Annotated in this window: 19 protein-coding genes; 13 read left to right on the forward strand and 6 right to left on the reverse strand. The window is 72.4% G+C overall.

Going from position 1 to position 21,474, the window contains the following annotated elements; genetic code table 11:
• The first annotated feature begins 216 nt into the window (after nt 1-216).
• From AB0637_RS04955 to AB0637_RS04980, 6 genes are all read left to right on the forward strand, one after another.
• Entirely contained in the window at nt 217-864 is a 648-nt protein-coding gene (locus tag AB0637_RS04955; RefSeq protein ID WP_366170213.1) for a GntR family transcriptional regulator, read from the forward strand.
• Nucleotides 865-938: 74 nt separating this feature from the next.
• Entirely contained in the window at nt 939-2,690 is a 1,752-nt protein-coding gene (locus AB0637_RS04960; RefSeq protein ID WP_366170064.1) for a glycoside hydrolase, read from the forward strand.
• Entirely contained in the window at nt 2,687-3,520 is an 834-nt protein-coding gene (locus AB0637_RS04965; RefSeq protein ID WP_366170065.1) for an aldo/keto reductase, read from the forward strand. Before AB0637_RS04960 ends, AB0637_RS04965 begins: the two co-directional genes overlap by 4 nt.
• 44 nt (nt 3,521-3,564) lie before the next feature.
• Complete coding sequence (locus tag AB0637_RS04970) at nt 3,565-4,509, forward strand: sugar ABC transporter permease (RefSeq protein WP_366170066.1); 945 nt, start codon at nt 3,565-3,567, stop codon at nt 4,507-4,509.
• Nucleotides 4,506-5,396 (forward strand): carbohydrate ABC transporter permease, encoded by an 891-nt coding sequence (locus AB0637_RS04975; protein WP_366170067.1) that lies wholly within the window; start codon nt 4,506-4,508, stop codon nt 5,394-5,396. The genes AB0637_RS04970 and AB0637_RS04975 overlap by 4 nt, the downstream gene beginning before the upstream one ends.
• 62 nt (nt 5,397-5,458) lie before the next feature.
• Entirely contained in the window at nt 5,459-6,892 is a 1,434-nt protein-coding gene (locus AB0637_RS04980) for an ABC transporter substrate-binding protein (RefSeq protein WP_366170068.1), read from the forward strand.
• Nucleotides 6,893-6,904: 12 nt separating this feature from the next.
• Here the strand turns inward: AB0637_RS04980 and AB0637_RS04985 are convergent, their stop codons facing one another.
• Both AB0637_RS04985 and AB0637_RS04990 read right to left on the reverse strand, forming a co-directional pair.
• Nucleotides 6,905-8,077: a zinc-dependent alcohol dehydrogenase gene (locus tag AB0637_RS04985; protein WP_366170069.1), complete on the reverse strand. Its 1,173-nt coding sequence runs from the start codon at nt 8,075-8,077 to the stop codon at nt 6,905-6,907.
• Nucleotides 8,077-8,637 (reverse strand): hypothetical protein, encoded by a 561-nt coding sequence (locus tag AB0637_RS04990; RefSeq protein ID WP_366170070.1) that lies wholly within the window; start codon nt 8,635-8,637, stop codon nt 8,077-8,079. Before AB0637_RS04990 ends, AB0637_RS04985 begins: the two co-directional genes overlap by 1 nt.
• A 122-nt stretch (nt 8,638-8,759) precedes the next feature.
• Between AB0637_RS04990 and AB0637_RS04995 the strand changes: the two genes are divergently transcribed.
• The 3 genes from AB0637_RS04995 to AB0637_RS05005 all read left to right on the forward strand — a co-directional run bounded on the left by AB0637_RS04995 (nt 8,760) and on the right by AB0637_RS05005 (nt 11,235).
• Nucleotides 8,760-8,906, forward strand: coding sequence for an antitoxin (locus tag AB0637_RS04995; protein ID WP_366170071.1), 147 nt, complete (start codon nt 8,760-8,762; stop codon nt 8,904-8,906).
• A 121-nt stretch (nt 8,907-9,027) separates the two neighbouring features.
• Nucleotides 9,028-9,948 carry a hypothetical protein gene (locus AB0637_RS05000; protein WP_366170072.1) on the forward strand — a complete coding sequence of 307 codons (921 nt, stop codon included), beginning with the start codon at nt 9,028-9,030 and terminating at the stop codon, nt 9,946-9,948.
• 75 nt (nt 9,949-10,023) lie between these two features.
• Nucleotides 10,024-11,235, forward strand: coding sequence for a hypothetical protein (locus AB0637_RS05005; protein WP_366170073.1), 1,212 nt, complete (start codon nt 10,024-10,026; stop codon nt 11,233-11,235).
• Between the two features lie 22 nt (nt 11,236-11,257).
• Here AB0637_RS05005 and AB0637_RS05010 read toward each other — a convergent pair whose 3' ends face one another.
• Together AB0637_RS05010 and AB0637_RS05015 are read right to left on the reverse strand one after the other, a co-directional pair.
• Nucleotides 11,258-13,363 (reverse strand): ATP-binding SpoIIE family protein phosphatase, encoded by a 2,106-nt coding sequence (locus AB0637_RS05010; protein ID WP_366170074.1) that lies wholly within the window; start codon nt 13,361-13,363, stop codon nt 11,258-11,260.
• Between the two features lie 145 nt (nt 13,364-13,508).
• Entirely contained in the window at nt 13,509-14,402 is an 894-nt protein-coding gene (locus AB0637_RS05015) for a LysR family transcriptional regulator (RefSeq protein WP_366170075.1), read from the reverse strand.
• A gap of 178 nt (nt 14,403-14,580) precedes the next feature.
• Here AB0637_RS05015 and AB0637_RS05020 point away from each other — a divergent pair, with 178 nt between their 5' ends.
• The gene (locus AB0637_RS05020; RefSeq protein WP_366170076.1) at nt 14,581-15,888 is read left to right on the forward strand and encodes an MFS transporter; all 1,308 of its coding nucleotides are present in this window, start codon (nt 14,581-14,583) and stop codon (nt 15,886-15,888) included.
• A gap of 3 nt (nt 15,889-15,891) precedes the next feature.
• Here AB0637_RS05020 and thrS read toward each other — a convergent pair whose 3' ends face one another.
• Nucleotides 15,892-17,112 carry a threonine--tRNA ligase gene (gene thrS / locus AB0637_RS05025; protein WP_366170077.1) on the reverse strand — a complete coding sequence of 407 codons (1,221 nt, stop codon included), beginning with the start codon at nt 17,110-17,112 and terminating at the stop codon, nt 15,892-15,894.
• Nucleotides 17,113-17,254: 142 nt separating this feature from the next.
• Entirely contained in the window at nt 17,255-18,250 is a 996-nt protein-coding gene (locus AB0637_RS05030) for an alpha/beta hydrolase (protein ID WP_366170078.1), read from the reverse strand.
• Nucleotides 18,251-18,425: 175 nt separating this feature from the next.
• Between AB0637_RS05030 and AB0637_RS05035 the strand changes: the two genes are divergently transcribed.
• The 3 genes from AB0637_RS05035 to AB0637_RS05045 are packed head-to-tail and all read left to right on the forward strand — an operon-like array spanning nt 18,426 to nt 21,437.
• Nucleotides 18,426-19,676 (forward strand): RNase A-like domain-containing protein, encoded by a 1,251-nt coding sequence (locus AB0637_RS05035; protein WP_366170079.1) that lies wholly within the window; start codon nt 18,426-18,428, stop codon nt 19,674-19,676.
• On the forward strand, nt 19,673-20,560 hold the full coding sequence (locus tag AB0637_RS05040; protein WP_366170080.1) for a hypothetical protein: 888 nt from the start codon (nt 19,673-19,675) through the stop codon (nt 20,558-20,560). Before AB0637_RS05035 ends, AB0637_RS05040 begins: the two co-directional genes overlap by 4 nt.
• Nucleotides 20,550-21,437, forward strand: a complete 888-nt coding sequence (locus AB0637_RS05045; protein ID WP_366170081.1) for a hypothetical protein — start codon at nt 20,550-20,552, stop codon at nt 21,435-21,437. Before AB0637_RS05040 ends, AB0637_RS05045 begins: the two co-directional genes overlap by 11 nt.
• The last annotated feature ends 37 nt before the right edge of the window (nt 21,438-21,474 follow it).

Below are 21,474 nucleotides of genomic sequence, written 5' to 3' on the forward strand. Positions count from 1 at the left end.
GACCTCTTGACCGTCGATCGTGCACGATCTACGGTCGATGACACCACGAACCGCTCGACGAGGAGCAGGCGCCGACGGCGGCGCCGGAGGAGGTGACGACCGTGCCGCACCCCGCAGGACCCCCGGACTGGATCCCGACCACCGTCAGGAGGGCTGTCTACGATGACGCTCGTGGACCAGACGAGGACCCGTCGTGCACCGGCGCCCAGCCGCCAGATGCTCGCCGACCACGTCTACGACGCCGTGCTCGACCTCCTCATCGACGGGGAACTGAAAGCCGGTGCGGCACTGGGGATCGACGGTCTCGCGCGGGAGTTCGGGGTGTCCCAGACCCCCGTCCGCGAGGCGCTGGCCCGGCTGGAGTCCACCGGACTCGTGCGGCGCACCGCGCTCAAGGGCTACCGGGTGGCGCCCGTGGCGACCCCCGAGGAACTCGTCCGTCTCATGCAGGCCCGGCTCGTCCTCGAACCGGCGCTCGCCGAGATGGCGGCCGGCCGCCTCACCCCGCAGGTCCTCGCCGACCTCGACCGGGCCGTCCACGACCTCGCGACCGCACCGCTGGGGCCGTCGTTCCACGAGTTCCGCCAGTACTGGGAGGCGGACGAACGCTTCCACCGCATCATCGCCGCCGCGACGGGCAACGAGTTCCTGCTCTCGGCCTACCAGGCCCTCGGCGGCCAGATCCAGCGCTTCCGCCTCTTCGGCGGCGGGGGCGTCACCGACTCCGACCACTGCGTCGCCGAGCACACCCGCGTCCTCGACGGCCTGCGCACCGGGGACCCGGCCACGGCCCGCGCGGCCATGGCCGCCCACATCACCGAGGCGCGCGACCGCGCCCTCGGGGCGTACGACGCCCCCGCCTGAACACCCCCGCCTGACCACCCCGCCTGAAGACCCCCAGCCGTCACGCGGCTGCACCCTGCCCTGGAGGGCCTACCATGAGCACCAGCACCGCTCACAACCCCGGTCTGTCGACCGACGATCACAACCCCGGTCTGTCGACCGACACCAACCACTTCCCCCGCTCGGCACCGAGCGACCCGACCGCCCCGCACGTGGAGTCCGCCACCGTCGTCGTCGACGCGGGCAGCGACCGGGGTCCGCTGACCCGGCTCTGGGAGAGCATCGGGTACGACGAGATCAACTGGACGTACACGCCGACCGGCCGGTCCCTCCTGAACACCTTCGGGGAGTTCTCACCGCGGCCCTTCCTCGTCCGGCCGCACTACGTGTTCTGCTCCGGGACGGGTTTCGGGCTGCCGCACTGGGGCAACGGGAACGTCTACCACGAGGACGCGGACGGGAACCCGTACTACGACTTCACCATCGCCGACCAGGCGTACGACGCCATCGTCGAGGCCGGCCACCACGTGCTCATGGAGATCGCGTTCACCCCGCGCGACCTCCTGCCGCCGGAGGCCGAGGAGCTGACCGTCGTCCCGAGCCCCACCGTCTACAGCAACTACGAGGCCGGTGCCTGGGCGTACCCGCCGAAGGACTACGAGAAGTGGCGCGGCCTCGTCGCCGCCCACGTGCAGCACTGCGTCGAGCGGTACGGCGTCGCCGAGGTCCGCGAGTGGCTCTTCGAGCTCTGGAACGAGCCGGACATCTTCTACTGGAAGGGCACACCCGAACAGTTCTGCGACCTGTACCGCGTCACGGCCGAGGCCGTCCGCAGCGTCCTCCCGGACGCGAAGGTCGGCGGACCCGCAGTGACGGGCGGCGGCGTGGAGTTCCTCCGCACGTTCCTCACGTACACCTCCGAGCACGACGTGCCGCTCGACTTCGTCTCGTTCCACACCAAGGGGTCGGCCTTCACCCCCTGGCGGGTGTACGGCCCCACCGGCGGACCGGCCCCGGAGAAGCAGAACCCCTCGACGCACAAGATGCTCTACGAGATCCGCCGCCTGCAGCGCGTCGTCGCGGAGTTCCCGCAGTACCACGGCCTGCCCGCCATCGTCGACGAGTGCGACGCCGGTGTCCCCGCGCACTACAGCGTCTACGACAACGCCAACTTCCAGTTCCAGAACACCGAGTACTACCCGGTGTTCCAGGTGAAGCTGTTCAAGAAGATCCTGGACCTCAACGAGACCGAGACCGTGACGGTCGAGCAGGCAACGTCCTGGAGCTTCTACTTCGAGGGCGAGCGGTACTTCGAGGGGACGCGGGCCTTCCTCACGGCCGGCGGTGTCGAAAAACCGCTGCTCAACGCCTACCGCATGGTGTCCCGCCTCGGCGGCCGCCGGCTGACAGCGACGTCGGACGCCATGAGCCCCGTCGAGGACCTCGACGCCGGTGACGGCCGCAGCATGCGCGAGGAGGTCGACGCGCTGGCCTCGGCCGACGCGGCGGGCCGCGTGAGCGTCGTCGTCTGGCGGCACACCGACGACCAGTACCACGAGGACACCCGGGCGACCCCCGTCGCGCTGCGCGTGGAGAACCTGCCCGACGGGACGTACTCGCTGCACCACCAGCGCATCGACGCCACCCACAGCAACGCCCACACGGTGTGGACGGAGCTCGGCAGCCCGCAGGACCCGACGCCCGGGCAGCTCGCCGCGGTGAAGGCCCGGCAGGGCCTGGAGGACCTCGAACCCGTCCGCAACGTCACGGTGAGCGGCGGGACCTTCGCCACCACCGTCGACCTGCCACTGCCGTCGGTGTCGCTGCTCGTGCTGGAACCGCGGTGACCGCCCCGGAGCTGGACGCCGTCCGGCTGCTCGACGGCGTCGCCGTCCCGCAGCTCGGGGTCGGGGTGTTCCAGGTTCCGCCGGACGACGCCCAGCGCGTCGTCGAGGACGCCCTCGACCTCGGCTACCGGCACGTCGACACCGCTGCCGCCTACGTCAACGAGGCGGGGGTCGGCGCGGCGCTGGCGGCCAGCGGGTTGCCCCGCGAGGACGTGTTCGTCACGTCCAAGCTGCGCAACGGCGACCAGGGGTACGACTCCACCCTGCGCGCCTACGACGACACGTGCGCCCGGCTGGGTCTGGAGCACCTCGACCTCTACCTCGTGCACTGGCCGAACCCGGCGGCCGGGCGGTACGCCGACAGCTGGCGCGCCCTGCAGCGGCTGCACGCCGAGGGGCGGGTCCGGGCGGTGGGGGTCTCGAACTTCCTCGTCGAGCACCTCGACGCCCTGGACGGGGTCCCGGCGGTCAACCAGGTCGAACTGCACCCCACCTACCAGCAGCGCGACCTCGTGGCCGCCTGCCGGGACCGCGGGATCGTCGTCGAGGCGTACTCCCCGCTCGGGCAGGGCGCCGACCTCGCCGACCCGGTCGTCGTCGGCCTCGCCGACGCCCACGGCGTCACCCCGGCCCAGGTGGTGCTGGCCTGGCACCTGCAGTCCGGGCACGTCGTCATCCCCAAGTCCAGCCGCCGTGAGCGGCTGGCCGAGAACCTGGCCGCCGCCGAACTGGTCCTCACGCAGGACGAGCTGGCCGCGGTGACCGCGCTGGACCGCGGCCACCGGACCGGCGGCGACCCGGCCACCTTCTCGCTCAGCCAGATCCGGTAGGGAGGGAACCCTCGATGGCGAGAACGATCAGCCCACCCCCGGCCGTGGCTCCCACGGAGCTCGCGACCACCGGACGCCGCCCCCGCGGGGTCGACACCCGGCGCCAGACGATCTGGATCTGGGCGTTCCTGACCCCGACGATCGTCCTCTACGGCCTGTACACGCTGTACCCGATCGTGGCCAGCTACTGGTACTCGCTCGTGGAGTGGAACGGGTTCTCCTCCAGCCAGCGCTTCGTCGGGATCAGCAACTACCAGGCCGTCCTGGCCGACCCGGCGTTCTGGTCGTCGGTGAAGATCACGCTGGTCTTCATGCTCCTGGTGGCCCCGGCCCGCATCCTGTTGAGCCTGTTGCTGGCCATGCTGCTCAACTCGCCGAAGCTGCCGTTGCGGAACGTCTTCCGGACGGTGTACTTCCTCCCCGTGGTCACGACGACAGCCATCGTCGGGGTCGTCATGCAGTTCGTCTTCGACCCCGCCAGCGGCCCGTTCACGGCCTTCCTCAAGGCGCTGGGCTCCGACGCCGGCATCGACTTCCTCGGCGACTCCGGCACGGCGCTGGTGACGGCTGCCGCGGTGTACGTGTGGAAGTTCTTCGGGATCACGATGGTCTACTGGCTCGCCGCCCTGCAGACCATCCCGAACGAGCTCTACGAGGCCGCCCGCATCGACGGGGCCGGGTCGTTCCACATCTTCCGGTACGTCTCGCTGCCGCTGCTCACGCCGTTCCTGCTCATCATCACCGTGCTCACCGTCGAGGACACCTTCCACGCCTTCGACCTCATGCAGACCATGACCGGCGGTGGGCCCTTCTTCTCCACCGAGATCATCGAGATCTACATCTACCGCTGGGCGTTCAGCGCCTCGATCCCCCAGCTCGGGTTCGCCTCCGCGGCCGCCGTCCTCTTCGGGCTGTTCGTCATGCTCGTCGGCGCCCTGCAGGCCTGGGCCCTCGTCGTGGCCCGTCGCAGCCGGAAGGAGCTCTCGTGACCACGCTCACCCGGTCTGCCCGGCCCTCCTCACCGCCGGCGGAGTCGTTCGGCCACCGGATCGCCCGCCGTGCCCCCTGGTGGGGGGTGCTGCTCCTGCTCGCCGTCCTCGCCCTCGTCTGGGTCTACCCCTTCGTGTGGATGGTGTCCGCCTCCCTCAAGAGCTCGCTGGAGGTGTTCACGGCCGGGTTGAAGCTCGTGCCGGAGGACTTCGCCTGGGAGAACTACTCCCGGGCCTGGACCGACGCGAACTTCGGTCGGTACATGGTCAACACGGTGGTCCTCACGGTCTCCACGGTCGTCATCGTCGTCGTCCGCTGCGCGCTCGCCGGTTACGTCCTGGGTCGCTACGCGTTCCGCGGGCAGAAGGCCATCGTGGGGGTGCTCGTGGCGACGCTCTTCGTCCCCACGGGGTACACGATCATCCCCATCGTCAAGCTCTCGATGGAGCTGGGGCTGCTGAACTCCCTCACGGGGATGGTGCTGGCCCTGTCGGGGGCGGCCAACGTCTCGGCCATCCTCATCTACGCGGGGTACTTCCGGCAGCTCCCCAAGGAGCTGGAGGAGGCCGCGACCGTCGACGGGGCGGGTTTCGGGCGGGTGTTCTTCCAGATCATGCTGCCGCTGTCGATGCCCGTCACGGCCACCGTCGCCCTGCTGACGTTCCTCTCCACCTGGAACGCGTTCTTCCTGCCCCTGGTCTTCTCCTTCAGCGACCCGGACCTGCGGACCCTGTCCGTCGGGATGCAGGCCTTCGTCGGGGAGAACGCCACGGACTGGTCCGGGATGGCCGCCGCCGGTGTCATCTCGATCCTGCCGATCGTCGCGCTGTTCCTCTTCCTCCAGCGGTACTTCGTCGAAGGCATCGCCGGAGCCGTCAAGTCCTGACCCCCAGCGTCACCCCGCGCACCACGAACCCCGCACGACCACTCTCGACGAGGAGAAACGTCATGCCCCAGATCTCGCGCCGCTCACTGCTCGCCGGTGGCGGCGGCCTGTCCACCCTCGCTCTGCTCACCGCCTGCGGCGGCAGCAGCGGCGCCGGTCCCGGCGCCACCGTGTCCCTGCGGTGGTGGGATCACTTCAGCGCCCTGCAGAAGTTCCACGCGGAGTGGGCGAAGACCCAGTCGCAGGCACTCGGCGTCGCCATCGAGTACACGTACAACGACGTCAGTCGCTCCACCGAGGCGCTGCAGCTGGCGAACCAGTCCAAGCAGCTGCCGGACGTCTACAGCAACGTCGTCGGACTGCCCCTGCCCGCCCTCGTCGCCGAGGGATGGGTCCACGAGATCGCCCTGCCGGCGGAGGCGAAGGCGGCGCTCCCCGAGGGCGCCTACACCGAGGGCATCACGACGATCGACGGCAAGCTGTACGGCCTGCCCCTCTTCAGCTACCAGCAGTACGCCGCGGCCCAGTGGTTCAACGTCGACATCGTCTCCGACGCGGGACTCGACCCCGACGCCCCGCCCGCCTCCTACGACGAGTACCGGGCGAACCTGCAGAAGATCAAGGCGAAGGGGGGCGACGCCGCGCCCATGGTGCTCGCCCTGGGTGGGGTCGCGCGGATGCGGGAGCAGATCGACGACCTCGCCCAGGCCGCCGGCTTCCCCGGGTTCCAGGGCCAGAAGTACACGACGGGGGAGTTCGCGTACGACGACGACACCTACGTGAACGCCATCGAGTTCTGGAAGGAGCTCAACGGGTCCGGGCTCATCCTCGCCGGCAGCGGCAGCCTGACGGTCGCCGACGCCCGCACCCGATGGGCCTCGGGCGTCGCCGGGTACTTCCCCGACGGGCCGTGGTGCGCGGGCGGGGCCAAGAACGTCGTCCCGACCTTCGTCGAGAAGATGGGCGTCGGCCCCATCCTCACCCCCGACGGGACGGCTCCCACGACCTACCGCGGGACCCCGCCGTCGCAGTTCTTCATCGCGGGGAACACGAAGAACCCCGAGCAGGCCACGGCGGTCATCGCCTCGATGACGACGACGGACTACCAGAAGGGGCTGGCGGCAGGCATGGACCAGCCGCCGTTCGACCTGTCGGTCGTGGAGTCGGCGGACGTCATCGCCCCGTACAAGAAGCTCTGCGGGTGGTTCGCCGACACGGTGAAGCGGGCGCCGGAACCCGTCGTCCGCAACCCGCAGGTCGCCAAGGTGCAGGCCGCGCAGAAACCCGTCAGCCCGCACCTCGGCGACATCGTCCAGGGCTACCTCGGCGGCGACGTCAAGGACCTCAAGGGCGCCCTGCGGGACCTCAGCGCCCGCTCGAACGCGGACCGCGACCAGGCCGTCGCCGCGGCCACGTCGGCCGGGGCACAGGTGTCCCTGGCGGACTACGCGTTCCCCGACTGGCAGCCGGGGCAGGACTGGATCCGTCCGGCCTGACGGGAGCCCGGCTCAGGAGGGGGAGAAGACGGCGCGCAGGCAGCCGTCCTCCTTCTCCTTGAAGATCCGGTACCCCTCGACCGCGTCCTCCAACGGCATTCGGTGGGTCGCGAGGAACGAGGTCTGCAACTCCCCCTCGGCCAGGTGGTGCAGCAGGCGCGGGACGTACCGCTGCCCGTGCTGCTGCGCCGCCCGGATCGTCAGCCCCTTGTTGAGGACCACGCCCGTGGGGAAGGAGTCGGTGAGGCCGTAGACACCGAGGAGCGCGACGACACCGCCCTTGCGGCAAGCCAGGACGGCCTCGCGCAACGGGGTTGCGCGGTCCGTCTCCACGCGCACGGCCTGCTTGGCGCGGTCGACGACGTTCTGCAGTCCGGTCCCGTGACCCTCCATCCCGACGGCCTCGACGACCGCGTCCGGTCCCCGTCCACCGGTCGTCTCGCGCAGCAGTTCCTGCACGCTGTCGACCTCGGAGTAGTCGACCGTCTCGGCGCCGACGTGCTCGCGGGCCGCGGCGAGCCGCTCGGGGAGGCGGTCGACGACGATGACGCGTTCGGCGCCGAGCAGCTTCGCGCTCGCCGCCGCCATGAGGCCGACGGCACCGGCGCCGAACACCGCGACCGTGTCGCCGGGGGAGATGTCGCAGAAGTCCGCCCCCATGAACCCGGTGGGGACGGCGTCGGAGACGAACAGCGCGGAGAGGTCGTCCACTCCCTCCGGGACGGGGAAGCAGTTCACGTCACCGAACGGCACGCGGACGAACTGGGCGTGCGAGCCGGCGTACCCGCCGAAGGGGTGCGTGTAGCCGTAGATCCCGGCCGAGGGGTAGCCGAGCAGGGGTTGCTGCGCCGCGGCGTTCGGGTTCGTCGTGTCGCACAGCGAGTACAGCTGACGGTCGCAGTACCAGCAGTTCCCGCAGGCGATGAACGACGGGACCACGACGCGGTCCCCGACCTTCCGGTCGTGGACGTCGGGACCGACCTCGACGATCGTGCCGGTGAACTCGTGGCCGAACACGTCGCCCCGGCGCATCCCCGGTAGGTAGCCGTCGATGAAGTGCAGGTCCGATCCGCAGGTCGTCGTGAGCGAAACCTGCAGGACGACGTCGCGGGGGTTCACGACGTGGGGGTCGGGGACGGTCTCGACGGCGAGGTCGTTCACGCCGTTCCACACGAGGGCCCGCATCAGCGGTCCTCCTCCCGGGTCGTGGGCTGGGGTCCGAGGGTGGGGATCTCCCCGGTCTGCAGCAGCGCCCGCAACCGGTAGAGGAACGTGAAGTCCGCTGTTCCCCCGGGCAGCTGCGACCGTGCCCGCACCTCCGAACCGGTGCCGTCCCGCGTGGGGGTGACCGTGAACTCGGCGAACAGGTCGACGGCGCGTTCCGCGCCGCCCTCGGTGTCGTCCTCGGGTTCGGCGACGCCGTCGGGACCCGTGCGGGCGAAGCGCAGACCGTCGGTGGTCTCGGCCAGCACCGTCGAGACGCCCTCCTCGCCGAGGGTCCAGGAGTAGCGGGAACCCTGCGCCGACACGTGGCCGAGGTCCCCGAGGAGTCGCGTCAGCACGGCGGGATCGCGCAGCGCGGCGAACACCTGGTCGGTCGGGCGCTGCACGGTGAGCGTCTGGGACGCGCCCGAGGCCCCGCCGTCGCGGCGGTGGACGTGGGCGAGGGCTCGGTTCAGGACGGTGCGGGGCAGCGCCACGGCGGTCTCCAGGGACGGGGACGACGGATCGGCGGCTGGCTGCACCGGGTCCGACGCTACGGCCGGCCCGCCGGCCCCGCAGTGCGGAACTCCGGGGTGCGAGCCCCGCAGGACGGACCACACTCGGACCGTCCGGAACGACCACGACGAGATCGAAGGAGAACTCCGTGCCCGACTTCGGAGACATCACCGAGAAGGCCAGCGACGCCGCCATCGACAAGGCCGGCGGCGCCGCGGACGCCAAGACCGGCGGCCAGCACGAAGAGCAGGTCGACAAGGTGCAGCAGGCGGCCGACGAGAAGATCGGCGAGTGAGCAACCCGACCGGGTGACCTCCCGGGGTCCACAGGTCCGGAACGGTCCGGGCCTGTGGACAACCCCGGGGGACGAGGGCCCGTTCCGCCTACGGTGAGGCTCCGCCGGAGGAAGGGGTTCCGTGGGAGAGCAGCGCACCGTGCGCGAGGTGGACCGGAGTTTCGCGCAGTGGCTGGCGGAGCAGTGCCCGCACCTGGGGTCGGAGGACCTGGCCGCGCACCTGCGCACGTGGCGGGACTTGCGCCGAGAGGTCCTGGCCGCGCGCGGCGAGGGGTCGCTCGACCGGGTGGTGACGTCCCTGGACCCGGCCGACGTCGCGGCGCTGGTGCGCGCGGCGTGGCGGCGAGCCGACCTCGACGGACTGGACCGCCGCTCCGAGGCCGCCGCGGTCGCGGTCGTGTGGCTGCACCACCTGGCCTTCCTGCGCGAGCGGGGCGAGTGGCGCGGTGGTGACGACGCGGCCGCCGCCCTGGCCGCGACCGCGACGGACCGCCGCGGGGGTCTGCTGGGTCGCGGCGCGCACACCGCCCGTCTGAGCCTGCCCGTCGAACTCGTCCCCCTGCGCCGGACCCGCGTCGTGCGGGACGCCGAGGAGGTGCTCCGCGGACGCGCGGCCGGCACACCCTGGCTCCGGGCGCAGCTCACGGCCCTGGGCTTCCTGCGCCCGGACGGAGGGCGGGGGCCGCAGTGGCCCGCCTGGGACTCGGCGCGCGACGTCGACGCCGCCTTCGCCCGTCGCCGGCTGGTGGTGGCCGACCTCGTGCACCTGCTGCGGCACGACCCCGCGGTCGCGACGGCCCTGGCCCTCGCCACCTCCGACCTGCCCGCCGAGGTCGCCGAGGGTGGGCGGCGCCTGCGCGACCTCGTCAGCACCGGCCGCGCGACCGAACTGGTGGCCGGTGGTGTCGTGCCGGGACGCAGCCCGTGGCGGGTGGTCCGCGGGTTGCAGCTGTCCGTCCACGTCGCGCTCACCCGGCTCGCCGACGAGGGTGCGCTGGACCTGGAGGACCCGCAGGACCGCGCCGAGGCGCGGGCGGGGTGAACGTTCGCGGGATGCTCACGCCCGGGACCCCGCCGACGGTGGAGCCCACCCGCGCCGGGATGACAGGCTGAGCCGGTGGACGACACCCTCGAACCCGGCTCCTACGCGCTCGGCCGGCAGGCCATGGCCGACCTCCGCGCCCCGTTCACCACGTGGCTCGACGAGAACGTGCACGTCGACGAGGAGGTCGGGCCCGAGGCGGTCGTCGAGGCCCTCACCGTCGGCGCGGGCGGTCTGCTGACCCTGCGGCCCCAGGCCCGGCTCACGCGGCTCACCCCCGAGGACGTCGACGTGCTCGTCACGCGGGTCATCCCGGCGATGGTCGAGGACGCCGGCACCGACGAACCGGACGAGATGGCCGAGGACCTGCAGGCCGTCTGGTGGCAGCTCCTGACCTTCCTCGGGGAGACGGGCCGCTGGCAGGGCACCCCGGGCGACCTCGAGACCAGTCTCGTGCTCGTCGCCGGTGAGCCCCCGGAGCTCACGGACGTGCTCGCGGCCGCGGCCGAGGACGTCGAGGAGGGGGAGGAGGACGAGACGGTCCTCGCCTCGTTCCCCGTGCGCGCCGCCCAGGCCGTCTTCGCGCACGTCGGCGACGGGCTCACCGTCCCCGACGACGCCGAGCTCGCGGGCGACGACGTCACCGCGATCCTGGCGGCCTTCGAGCACCCCGTCCCCATCACGGCCGACGAGGAGGGCGAACCGCAGGAGCTCGAGGACGTCCCGTGGCTGCGCCAGGTCGTCCTGCTCATGCTCGACCTCGGCCTGCTCGACGGCGAGGACGAGACGCTGCTCGTCCCCGGCGCCGAGGCCGACGGCTGGCTCGAGCCCACCCCGGAGCCGCGGGAACTGCGCCGGCAGCTCGTCGGGCGCTTCGTGCTGGAGGACCCGGCGACCCTCGACGAGGGGTTCTCGATCGCCGAGGCCGTCCTGCCCACCGTCCTCGCCTCGGCCGTCACGGGCCAGCCCTTCGACGACGCCGCCCTCGACGCCCTCGTCGACAACGCGGCCGTCCTCGGCCCCGCGGCCGGCGTGGCGGTGGAGGAGCTGCGGGAGCGGCTCTCCGACCTCGGGACGCTGGGCATCCTGTCCGAGTCGGCGCCGTGGACGATCGCGCGCGGCTTCTGGCCCGCGATCGCGGCCGCCGCCGAGGACGAGGAGGAGGACGACCTGCTCGGCGGCCTCTTCGGCGACGGCGAACCGCACTGGCTCGAGGGTGTGATGGGCCAGCTCGGCCTCGGCGACGACCAGGTGCAGCAGATCCGCGGTCTCCTCGGCGGTCGCTGACCCGTCGGCGGGCGGGCTGCGGTCAGTCGACCTCGACGGCGAGGTCCGCCCACACCGTCTTGCCGTGCTCGGCCACCTCGACGCCCCACGCGTCCGCGACGGCGTCGACGATGGCGAGCCCCCGCCCGCCGAGCGCGTCGGGCGGGGCGTCCCGGCCGTGCGGGGAGCGCGTCGAAGAGTCCTGGACCGCGATCCGCAGCCGCCGGTCGGCCCCGTCGAAGCGCAGGGCCACACCGGCGCCGCCGCCGGTGTGCACGAGCGCGTTCGTCACCAGCTCGGACAGGACGAGCTCGGCCTCGTCGAGCAGCTCGTCCGTCGACCACGCCGTGAGGCGCTCGCGCAGGAACTCCCGCGCCGCGGCCACGGCCCGGATGTCCGGCGGCAGCCACAGCGCGGCGTCCAGCCGGCTGACGTCGGCGCCGGCGAACGTCGCCACGAGCAGGGCCGCGTCGTCGGTGAGCTCGTGCGGGATCGCCGCCATCAGGGACGTCGCCAGCTCGTCGGCGGTCGGAGCGGGCGCACGGCCCGCGGACTCGCGCAGGGTGTCGTGCAGCGCCTGCTCCCCGCGCTCGGAGCCCTCGCCGAGCACCTCGACGACCCCGTCGGTGTGCAGGACGAGGACGCTGCGGCCCAGCAGCCGGTAGCGGGTCGCGGGGTAGACGGCACCGTGGTCGACGCCGAGCGGCGGCCCGGGGTCGACCACGAGCTCGCGGAAACCCGCGTCGTCGACGACGAGTGGGGCGTTGTGCCCCGCCGAGGCCACGGTGAGCATCCCGGTCGCGGTGTCGAGGCGGACGAGGCAGCACGTCGCGAAGCGCCCCGCGTCGAGGTCGACGAGCAGCCGGTTCGTGCGCTCCAGGGCGGCCGAGGGGTCGTGGCCCTCGCTGACGTAGGCGCGGACGGCGGTGCGCAGCTGGCCCATGAGCCCGGCCGCCCGGGTGTTGTGGCCCTGCACGTCGCCGATGATGAGCGCCACGTCGGTCCCGTCCTGGACGGCGTCGTACCAGTCGCCGCCGATGTCCGCGCCGGCCAGCGCGGGGGCGTACCGCGTCGCGACGTCGAGCCCGGCCCGGTGCGGCAACCGCTGCGGCAACAGGCCGCGCTGCAGGTCGCGCGCCAGCCGGGCCAGGGCCTCGTGCGAGCGGGACAGCTCGATCCGCGACGACCGCTCGGCGTCGAGCAGCTGCGCGCGTTCCAGCGCCACCGCGAGCTGCGCGGCCACCGCCGCGAACAGGCCGAGGTCGGTGTGCTCCAGCGGCGAGCGGTCGCCCCAGTTGACCGTGAGGGTCCCGATGACCAGGTCGTCGCGGCCCGTCAGCGGGACGACGAGCGCCACCCCGATGCGGTCGGGGTCCAGCCCCTCCAGGTCCCGGTAGCGCCCGATCTCGGCGCGCGTGAGGACGACGGGCCGTCCCGTGCGGACGGCCTCGGTCATCGGGGTGTCGGCGTCGCGGGTGATGCGGCGCAACCGGGAGCCGACGGGTTCCGCGATCGGCGGGTGCGACGCCCCGACGAGGTCCGCGCCGTCGACGACGTAGAGCGAGGACGAGAGGCAGTCGAGGACCTCGACGACCGCCGTCGGGATGCGGGCGGTGATCTCCGCCGTCGTCGCGCTCGTCTGCAGCAGGCCCGTGATGCGTTCCAGCAGAACGCCTCGGGTCGCCGTCGCCGCCGCGGACCGCTCGGCCGCGGTCAGCCGGGTGACGTCGACGGCGAGCCCGAGGCTGAGCCCGAGGACCGTCGCCGCCTGCTCCTCCTCGGGGGTGAACCGGGTGGTGCGGGTGAGCACGAGCACCCCGGCCGCGTCCTCCCCGCGGCCGAGGGGGACGACGAGGGCGTGCGGGGCGGGGGCGGCGAGGCCGGGAACGGTGAGGGCGCGGGCGACGAGGAGTTCCCCGCTGCTGCGCACGGCCCACGCGGGGGGTTCGACGTCGAGGAAGGCGTCGCCGTCGACGAGGTGCAGGCGTCCGTGCGGACCGTGGCCGGGACCCACCACCGTCACGACGCTGTGGTCGGCGCCCACCGCCGCACGGGCCGCGCGGCCGGCCGAGCGCAGCAGCGCGGGCAGGTCCCCGACGAGGTCGGGACGTGAGACGGCCTTGAGGTGGCGGTGCAGACCATCGAGCACCTCCGCACCGTAACCGGACGGGCTGTGCAGTCCCTGGTGACTCCGTGTCACGTCCACCGGAGGGTCGACCGTCGCGTCCACCGGGGTGTCCACCGTCCCGGTCGTCGGGTCAGTCGTCGGGTCAGTCGTCGGGTCGGCGTCCTGGTCAGCGGTCCGGGGACAGGCCCGAGGGGCCGCTCGCCAGGACGGCTGCGGCCAGGGCCCGCGAGGCCGGCCGGTCCCGCGTCTTGGGGTTGGTGAGCAGGACGAGGTCGATCTGGCCGAGCTCGGGCAGCTTGTGCTGGGCGCCGAGGGCGACGAGCTGCTGCGGGACGAGCGAGCTCGCCAGGCACGAGACCCCGATGCCCGCCGCGACGGCCGCGATGAGGCCGTTGACCCCGCGGCACACGCACGCCGACCGGTACCCGATGCCCACGCGGTCCAGCGCCTCGTGCATCGCCGTCCCGCTCAGCGACGGCGACGGGTAGACGGCGAGGGGGACCGGCTGGGTGAGGTCGAGCCGGGTCGAGGGGTTGCCCACCCAGACGAGCCGCTCGCGCTTGACGAGCTTGCCCTCCCCGGAACCGCGGGGGCGCTTGCCGATGAAGATGTCGAGGCGGTCGTTCTCCAGCCGCCGGTGCAGCGTCCCGGACTGGTCGACGGTGAGCTCGAGGTCGACCCGGGGGTTCTCCGACCGGAAGTCGCGCAGGATCTGGGGCAACCGCGTCAGGGCCAGGTCGTCGGACATCCCGATGCGCAGGCGACCCACGGGCCGGGCTCCCGTGAAGTACGCCGCGGCCTGTTCGTGGGCGGCGAGGATCGACCGCGCGAAACCGATCATGGCCTCGCCGTCGGGGGTGAGCGTCACCGAGTGGGTGTCGCGGTGGATGAGCTGACGGCCCACGGAGTCCTCGAGCTTGCGGACGTGCTGGCTCACGGTGGACTGCCGGACGCCCAGTCGCGCGGCGGCCTGGGTGAACGAGTGCGTCTGCGACACAGCGAGGAACGTCTTCAGCTGCACGGGCTCGAAGGTTCCCGTCGGCCCCTGTCCGGCGCTCACGTCCACCGCCCCGTCGCGCGGTCATCACGACCCGTGATGACTGATAAGCCCTCAACTGCGGTGCAGCCTACCCCTCGCGTCGCCGATGATGGTGACGCAGCGTCAGTGGCCCGGGGGCACCACCCGGGACCACCACCCCAGGTCAGCACCCGAAGGACAGTACGAGAGGCACGCGTTCGTGACACCGGCAGCCGCCGAAGCCAGCACCGAGTCGACCCCCACCAGCCCCGCCCGGAACCGCACCGCCCGCACGGGCAGCACGTTCGCCGCCCTGCGCGTCCGCAACTTCCGCATCTACGCCACCGGACAGGCGTTCGCGAACACCGGCGTCTGGGTGCAGAACATCGCCCTGGACTGGCTGACCCTCGAACTCACCGGCTCCCCGGCGGCCGTCGGCATCGCCATGGCCCTGCAGTTCCTGCCCATCCTGCTGTTCGGGATGCACGGCGGCATGATCGCCGACCGCTACCCCAAGCGGACCATCCTGCTCGTCACGCAGCTGTGCAGCGCCTCCGTCGCCACCACCCTCGCGGTCCTCACGATCTCCGGGCACATCACCGTCGGCGCCATCTACGTCATGGCCCTCGTCGGCGGTTTCGTCGTCGCGCTCGACAACCCGACCCGGCAGTCCTTCGTCGGCGAGGTCGTCCCCGCGCAGTACGTGCGCAACGCGATCGCCCTCAACGCCGCGGTCTTCCAGACGACGCGCCTCGTCGGACCCGCCGTCTCCAGCATCCTCATCGGGACCGTCGGTTCCGGGTGGGCATTCGCCGTCAACGCGCTGCTCTACGTCGGGCCCACGATCACCCTCGCCTCGATGCGGACGGCGGAACTGCACCGCACCACCCCGTTGCCCCGGGAGAAGGGGCAGTTGCGGTCGGCGCTGCGGTACGTCCGCGACCGCCCGCACGTGGGCTGGACCATCGCCCTCGTCGGCGTCTTCGGCACCTTCGGGCTGAACTTCCCCGTCGTCCTCACCGCCATGGCGTCCGAGACGTTCCACGCCGGTGCCGGCATGTACGGGACGTTCAACATCGTCATCGCCGTCGGGTCCATCGCGGGCGCGCTCATCGCCGGCGGCCGCAGCCACTCACGCCTGCGGCTCATCCTGCTGCTCGGCGCCGCGTTCGGTGCCGCGCAGACCCTCGCCGCGTTCGCCCCGACCCTCACGACGTTCACGGTCGTGCTCGTGGTCATGGGCGTCACGAACCTGGCCTTCCAGGCCATCGCGAACTCCTCGGTGCAGCTGTGGGTCGACCCCGAGTACCGCGGCCGGGTCATGGGGCTCTACGTCCTCGTCTTCATGGGGGGCACCCCCATCGGCGGACCGATCATCGGGTGGATCACCGAGAACGTCGGCGTGCGGGCCGGGATGGCCGTCTGCGGGATCGTCCCGCTGGTCGCCGCCGTCGTCCTCGCCGCGGTCCTCGCGGCGCAGCCGGCCCTGGCGCGTCGACGCCAGGGCGCGGCGGCGCTCGCGGGCTGAGGCTCAGCCGGACTGCCGCACCGCCTCGCGCGCGGCCAGGTCGGCGCGGACCCGTTCCAGCGCCTGTGCCACCGGAACCCGGCGGCCCCGGGCGCCGCGTTCGGCGAGGTCGACCTCGTCCCCGGCGACCTCGGCGTCCCCCACGACCGCCACCCACGGCACCCGGCCCTCGCGGGCGGCCCGCACCCGGCGCGGCAGCGGGCCGTCGGCGTCCACGTCCACCCGGAGCCCGGGGAACCGGCGGGCGAGCCGTTCCGCGTGCTCGCCGTGGCGTTCGCCGCTGACCGGCAGGACGCGCAGCTGCACCGGGGAGAGCCAGGTCGGCAACCAGCCGGCGTCGACCTCCAGGAGCATCGCGACGAGGCGTTCGGCCGAGCCCAGGACCCCGCGGTGGACCATCACCGGCCGGTGACGAAACCCGTCGCGGCCCACGAACTCCAGGCCGAACCGTTCCGGCTGGACGTGGTCGACCTGGACGGTGGACACGGTCTCCTCGCGACCGGCGGCGTCGGCCACCTGGACGTCGACCTTCGGGCCGTAGAACGCGGCCTCGCCCGGCGCCTCGTCGAAGGCGCGGTCGCCCAGGGCTTCCCGCAGGGCCTCCTCGGCCCGTCGCCAGGCGTCGTCGTCGCCGAGGTGCCCCTCCCCGGACCCGCGCAGGGACAGGCGGAACCTGCTCACCGGAAGGCCGAGCAGCGCGTAGGCGGTCTCGACGGTCTCCAGCGCGAGGCGCACCTCGTCGACGACCTGGTCCTGGCGGCAGAAGGAGTGCGCGTCGTCGAGGCTGATCTGGCGGACGCGCCGCAGCCCCGTGAGGACCCCGGACAGCTCGCTGCGGAACATGGAGCCGAGTTCGGCGTAGCGCACGGGCAGGTCCCGGTAGCTGTGCGGTCGCGCGGCGAACACCTGGGTGTGGTGGGGGCAGTTCGCCGGGCGCAGCACGTACTCCTCCTCGCCCACGAGCACCGGCGGGAACATGTCGGCGGAGAACTTCTGCCAGTGCCCGGACCGCTCGAAGAGGGCCCGCTTGCCGAGGACCGGGGTGTTGACGCGGCGGCAGCCGGTCGCCAGGGACAGGTCGACGGCGAGCCGTTCCAGCTCACCGCGGACGACGCCGCCGGCCGGCAACCACAGGGGCAGACCGGGTCCGACGAGCGGTGAGGTGTCGAAGAGGCCGAGGTGGCGACCGACGGACGAGTGGTCCTGGGGTGCGAGGTGTGGCACGGGTTTCCTCCCGGGTTCGTGGGGGTTCCCGGGGACACGAGAAGAGCCCCGGGGGTGACCCCCGGGGCTCTTCTGACGTCAGCTCAGCGCTGACGGCGACGCCGGAGGTGGACCGGCGTCGTCGTGCAGGACGGGCTGAACTTCACCCCGTCACCGTCGCACGACCGGCGGCGTCCTGTCGAGGGGTTTCCCCGTCCCCGGGTCGGAGCGCGCGTCGCAGGGCGCTCGTCCCGAGCTGGAAGGAGGTCCGTGTCACCTCGGCGTCGACGACCATCTGGTAGCCGTGGAACGCGCCCGGGTACACGTGCAGCTCGGTCGGGACTCCCGCCCTCGTCAGCCGCCGGGCGTACTCGACGTCCTCCTCGAGGAACAGGTCGAGCGACCCCACCTCCAGGAACGTCGGCGGCAACCCGGCGAGGTCCTCGGCCCGCGCCGCGGCGGCGTAGGGAGAGACCCCGTCGGCACCCGGTTCGCCGCCGAGCAGGGAACGCCAACCGAACGCGTTGAACTCCGGGGTCCAGATGAACTGCCCCACGGTGGGGTTCGGGTCCGGTGCGGTGACCGTCCGGTCGTCGAGCATCGGGTAGACGAGGAACTGCAGCACGAGGGGGACCTCGCCCCGGTCGCGGGCGAGCAGCGCGAGGCACGCGGCGAGCCCACCGCCCGCGCTGGCCCCGCCGACGGCCAAGCGGGACCGGTCGACCCCGAGGTCGTCCGCGTGGTCGTGCAACCACCGCAGCGCCGCGTAGCAGTCCTCGACCGGTCCCGGTGCCACGTTCTCCGGCGACAACCCGTAGTCGACGGAGACGACGACCGCGCCGAGGAGCTGGGCGTAGGTCCCCGTCTGCGCCCGGTCGGCGTCGGGGCTGCCGATGAGGTACCCGCCACCGTGGATCCACAGCAGGCCCGGTGCGTCGTGGGCGGTTCCGGCGGGCCGGTGGACGAGGACGCGGACCGGGTCCTTCCCCTCGCGCGGCACGAACACCTCCTCCTCCGTGACGCCGTCGGGCAGCGGGGGCGGGGGCGCCGCGGCCAACTGCTCGCGGACGACGGGCAGCGCCTCCGGAGTGAGCTGCAGCGGTGGCAGCTGCTGGAGGGTGTCGAGGAGTTCGGGATCGACGAGGTGCGTGGTGTCCACGGTGCGCTCCGGGTGTCGGCGGTGACAGCGAACCTGTCCTACCAGGTGGTGACGACACCCACCACCGGCGCCACGGGACGTGCACGCTGCGTGGTCCCGGCGACGACCCTGTGGACGACGGACGTCGTGCTCCCCGCTGCGTGGCTAGTTTCCCGGCCACCGGAGGAGGTGGTGCGTGGACGAGTTGTCGGGGTTGTCGGTCGGAGCTGCGGACGCGGCCGCCACCGCCGCGCGCGAGGTCGCGGACGGTACGGCCGACGTGGCCGCCGACGTCGACCGCGCGGTCGCCTCCCTCGGCGGGTGGTGGGGTGTGGCGCGGGACGGTTTCGCCGAGCAGGTCCTCGCACTGGACCGGCACGTGCAGACGCTGCAGACCACGGCCCGCGCCGGCGCCCAGCTCGTGGCCGAGTACGCCCGGGACCTGGGGATGCTGCAGGGGCAGCTGGCCCGGGTGGACGCCGGCCGCGCCCAGGTGCAGACCCGGATCGACGCCGGTGTCGGTGACCTGGCCTCGTGGCACGCGGACTGGGCGGAGCTCGACCGTTGGGAGGCGAGTCGTCGCGTCGTGCTCGCGGAGTTCGACGAACTGACGCAGACGTTCGCGGCCCGGGTGTTCGCCGTCGTCGACCAGGTGCCCCGTCGCCCGCGTCGTCTGGGTGAGCACGTGGACGACGCGGCCCGGACCGTCGGTGGGGCGCTCCTGGACGGGGCGTACCTGGCGGCCGGGTGGGCGTGGGACCGGCCGGGGTGGACGGGGACCGTCCGGAGCCTCCCGGCTGCGACGCTCGACGCGGTCGTCCACCCGGTGCGGACGCTGGCCGACGCGGTGGCCTGGGACGACTGGCGGGACGGACGCTACGGCGCGGCCGGGGCGACGCTCGGGATGGCCTTCGTCGGGCGGAGTCTGAGGGGCGGCCCCCTCGGGAAGACGCTGCCGGAAGGGCACCCCCTCAGGAAGCACCTCGACGACGACGGGAACCCGGAGCCGCAGAGCGTCGACGAGCTCTACGGCGGCGTGGACCTCGGGCGCAGCGAGGTCTTCTTCTCGGCGCACACCCTCGGGCGGCACGTCGACGTGGATGATGAGTTCTTGAAGCGGCGGTTGGAGACGGGGCAGGTGGAAGACGGCGTGGTCCAGCGCAGACCTCCGCCGTTCGCCTCACGGTTCACGGACCGGGAAACAGCGGAGGCGGTCATCACCGGTGCGCTGAAAGCCTCCGCGCCGAAGATCAACGAGGCCATCGACAGGGGAGAGAGTGGATACGAGTTCTCCGCCCCGGCCCCGGCAGGATCGGGGGTGATCTGGAGGAAGACCGCGGCGGGTGACTTCGAGACGGTGGAGGTCTCGACCGTCAAGGTGGTCCTCCTCGAAGCGGACGACGGATCGTGGTACGTCCACACGGCGTACCTGGAAGGAGCGCAGTGAGAGGTGACCTCATCACCGCCAGCCTCTACGGGGACTGGGACTGGGGTTTGTGTCCTCGGGAGGCCTTGGAACACCACCTGCGCATCAACGTGTCGGACTACGCGCTGGTGCGCGACAACTGGAGCTGGTTCCTGGAGGACGCGCGAACCGGTGACTACGAGCGGGAGATCGCCAGGAGGAGCGGCGTCTACTCGGTTGCTCCTCCTGAGGGGGTGTCGTGGGCCCGCTGGGCCGACTGGCTCGAGGGGCGGCTGACCGAGGTCGCGGCGGACGAATCGACGGTCTACGACCTGCCGCGGCACCCGTCCCACTGGCGTGCGTTCGCTGCGGACGTCGACCCCGGGGCGGAGGACTTGGTGCACCGCGCGCTGTCGAGTGTCGAGCTCCCGCAGGTGCAGGGAGTCCGGGACTACGTCGTGGTCGAGGCCCCCGGCACGGTCGGGGTCGTCATGCGTCCCGGTCCGACCCAGACCAGTCCCCGTCTCACGTTCACGTCCTGGCTGGGGGTCGTGGTGGAGCGGACCGACGAGACGCGTGTGGTGCGGGTGAACGCCGTCGACCCGGGGAGGGACGAGCGGTTCCCGGAGTGGCGCGTCCGGTGGCCCGCGCTGACCGCAGCCCTCGGTGGGTGGTTCAGCGACGCGGCCCTCGGCACAGGAGATCCGTGGTACCAGCAGAGCCGGATGCTGGAGCTGGAGAGCGACGAACGACTGGCTGTTCTCGTGCGCGAAGGGCGCGAGCTCCTGCAACTGGACGACGAGGACGTGCTGGCGTTCGTCGCTTCGGCGGGGTCGTGCGTCCAGCCGTCCCACCTGCGGTGGTGGCTGGAGTGGATGTTCTGGCGCGTCGAGACCTTCGACTGGAAGGAGCACGGTGAAGGGTGACCTCCTCTCCGCCAGCGTCTACGGAGAACGCAACTGGGGTCTGTGTCCTCGCGAGGCCTTGGAACACCGTCTGCGGAACGGGGTCTCGGACTACGCGCAGGTGCGCGACGAGTGGAGCCGGTTCCTCGAGCGCGCGCGAACCGCGGATGACGAGCGGGAGATCGCGCAGAAGAGCGGGGTGTGTTCGGTCGATCCTCCGGAGGGGGTGTCGTGGACCAGCTGGGCCGAGTGGCTCGAGCGGCGCTTGACCGAGGTGGCGGCCGATCCCTCGACGTTGGTGACCCTCCCGCAGTTCCTGTCGATGTGGCGCCCCTCCACCGCGCGGCTCGACCCCACGGCGGGGGAGGTCGTCCGACGGGCGGTGGCCGGCGTGTCGCCACCGGAAGGTGGTTCGGTGCGCGACTACGTGGTGGTCGAGGCCGCCGGGACCGTGGGGGTTGCCGTGTGGCCGTCGATCTCGTCGCCGTACCCGGAGTTGACGTTCACGCGAGAGCTCGGGGTGGTGGTGGAGCGGACCGACCGGACGCGCGTGGTGGCCGTGAACGCGGTGGACCCGTGGGTGGACGAGCGGTTCTCGGAGTGGAGTATTCGGTGGCCAGCCCTGACCGCCGCGCTGGGTGGGTGGTTCAGCGACGCCGCGCTGGGTCGCAATGGTCCGTGGTCGCAGCAGCGGGCCATGCTGGAGAGGGAGAGCGACGAGCACTTGACGGAGATCGCGCGGGAAGCGACGGACCTGCTGCATCTGGACGACGAGGTTCTCCGTCACTTCGCGGTGTCGGCTGGATCGTGTGTGCTCCCTCAGGGGCATCGGCTGCGCTGCTGGTTCGGGTGGATGGTCTGGCGCATCGAGACCTTCAAGTGGAAGAAACCTGTCTGAGTGGGCCGAGCCCGGGCCGGCCCCGCCACCGTCGACC

The organism is Kineococcus sp. NPDC059986 (assembly GCF_040702905.1).
GTDB lineage: Bacteria > Actinomycetota > Actinomycetes > Actinomycetales > Kineococcaceae > Kineococcus.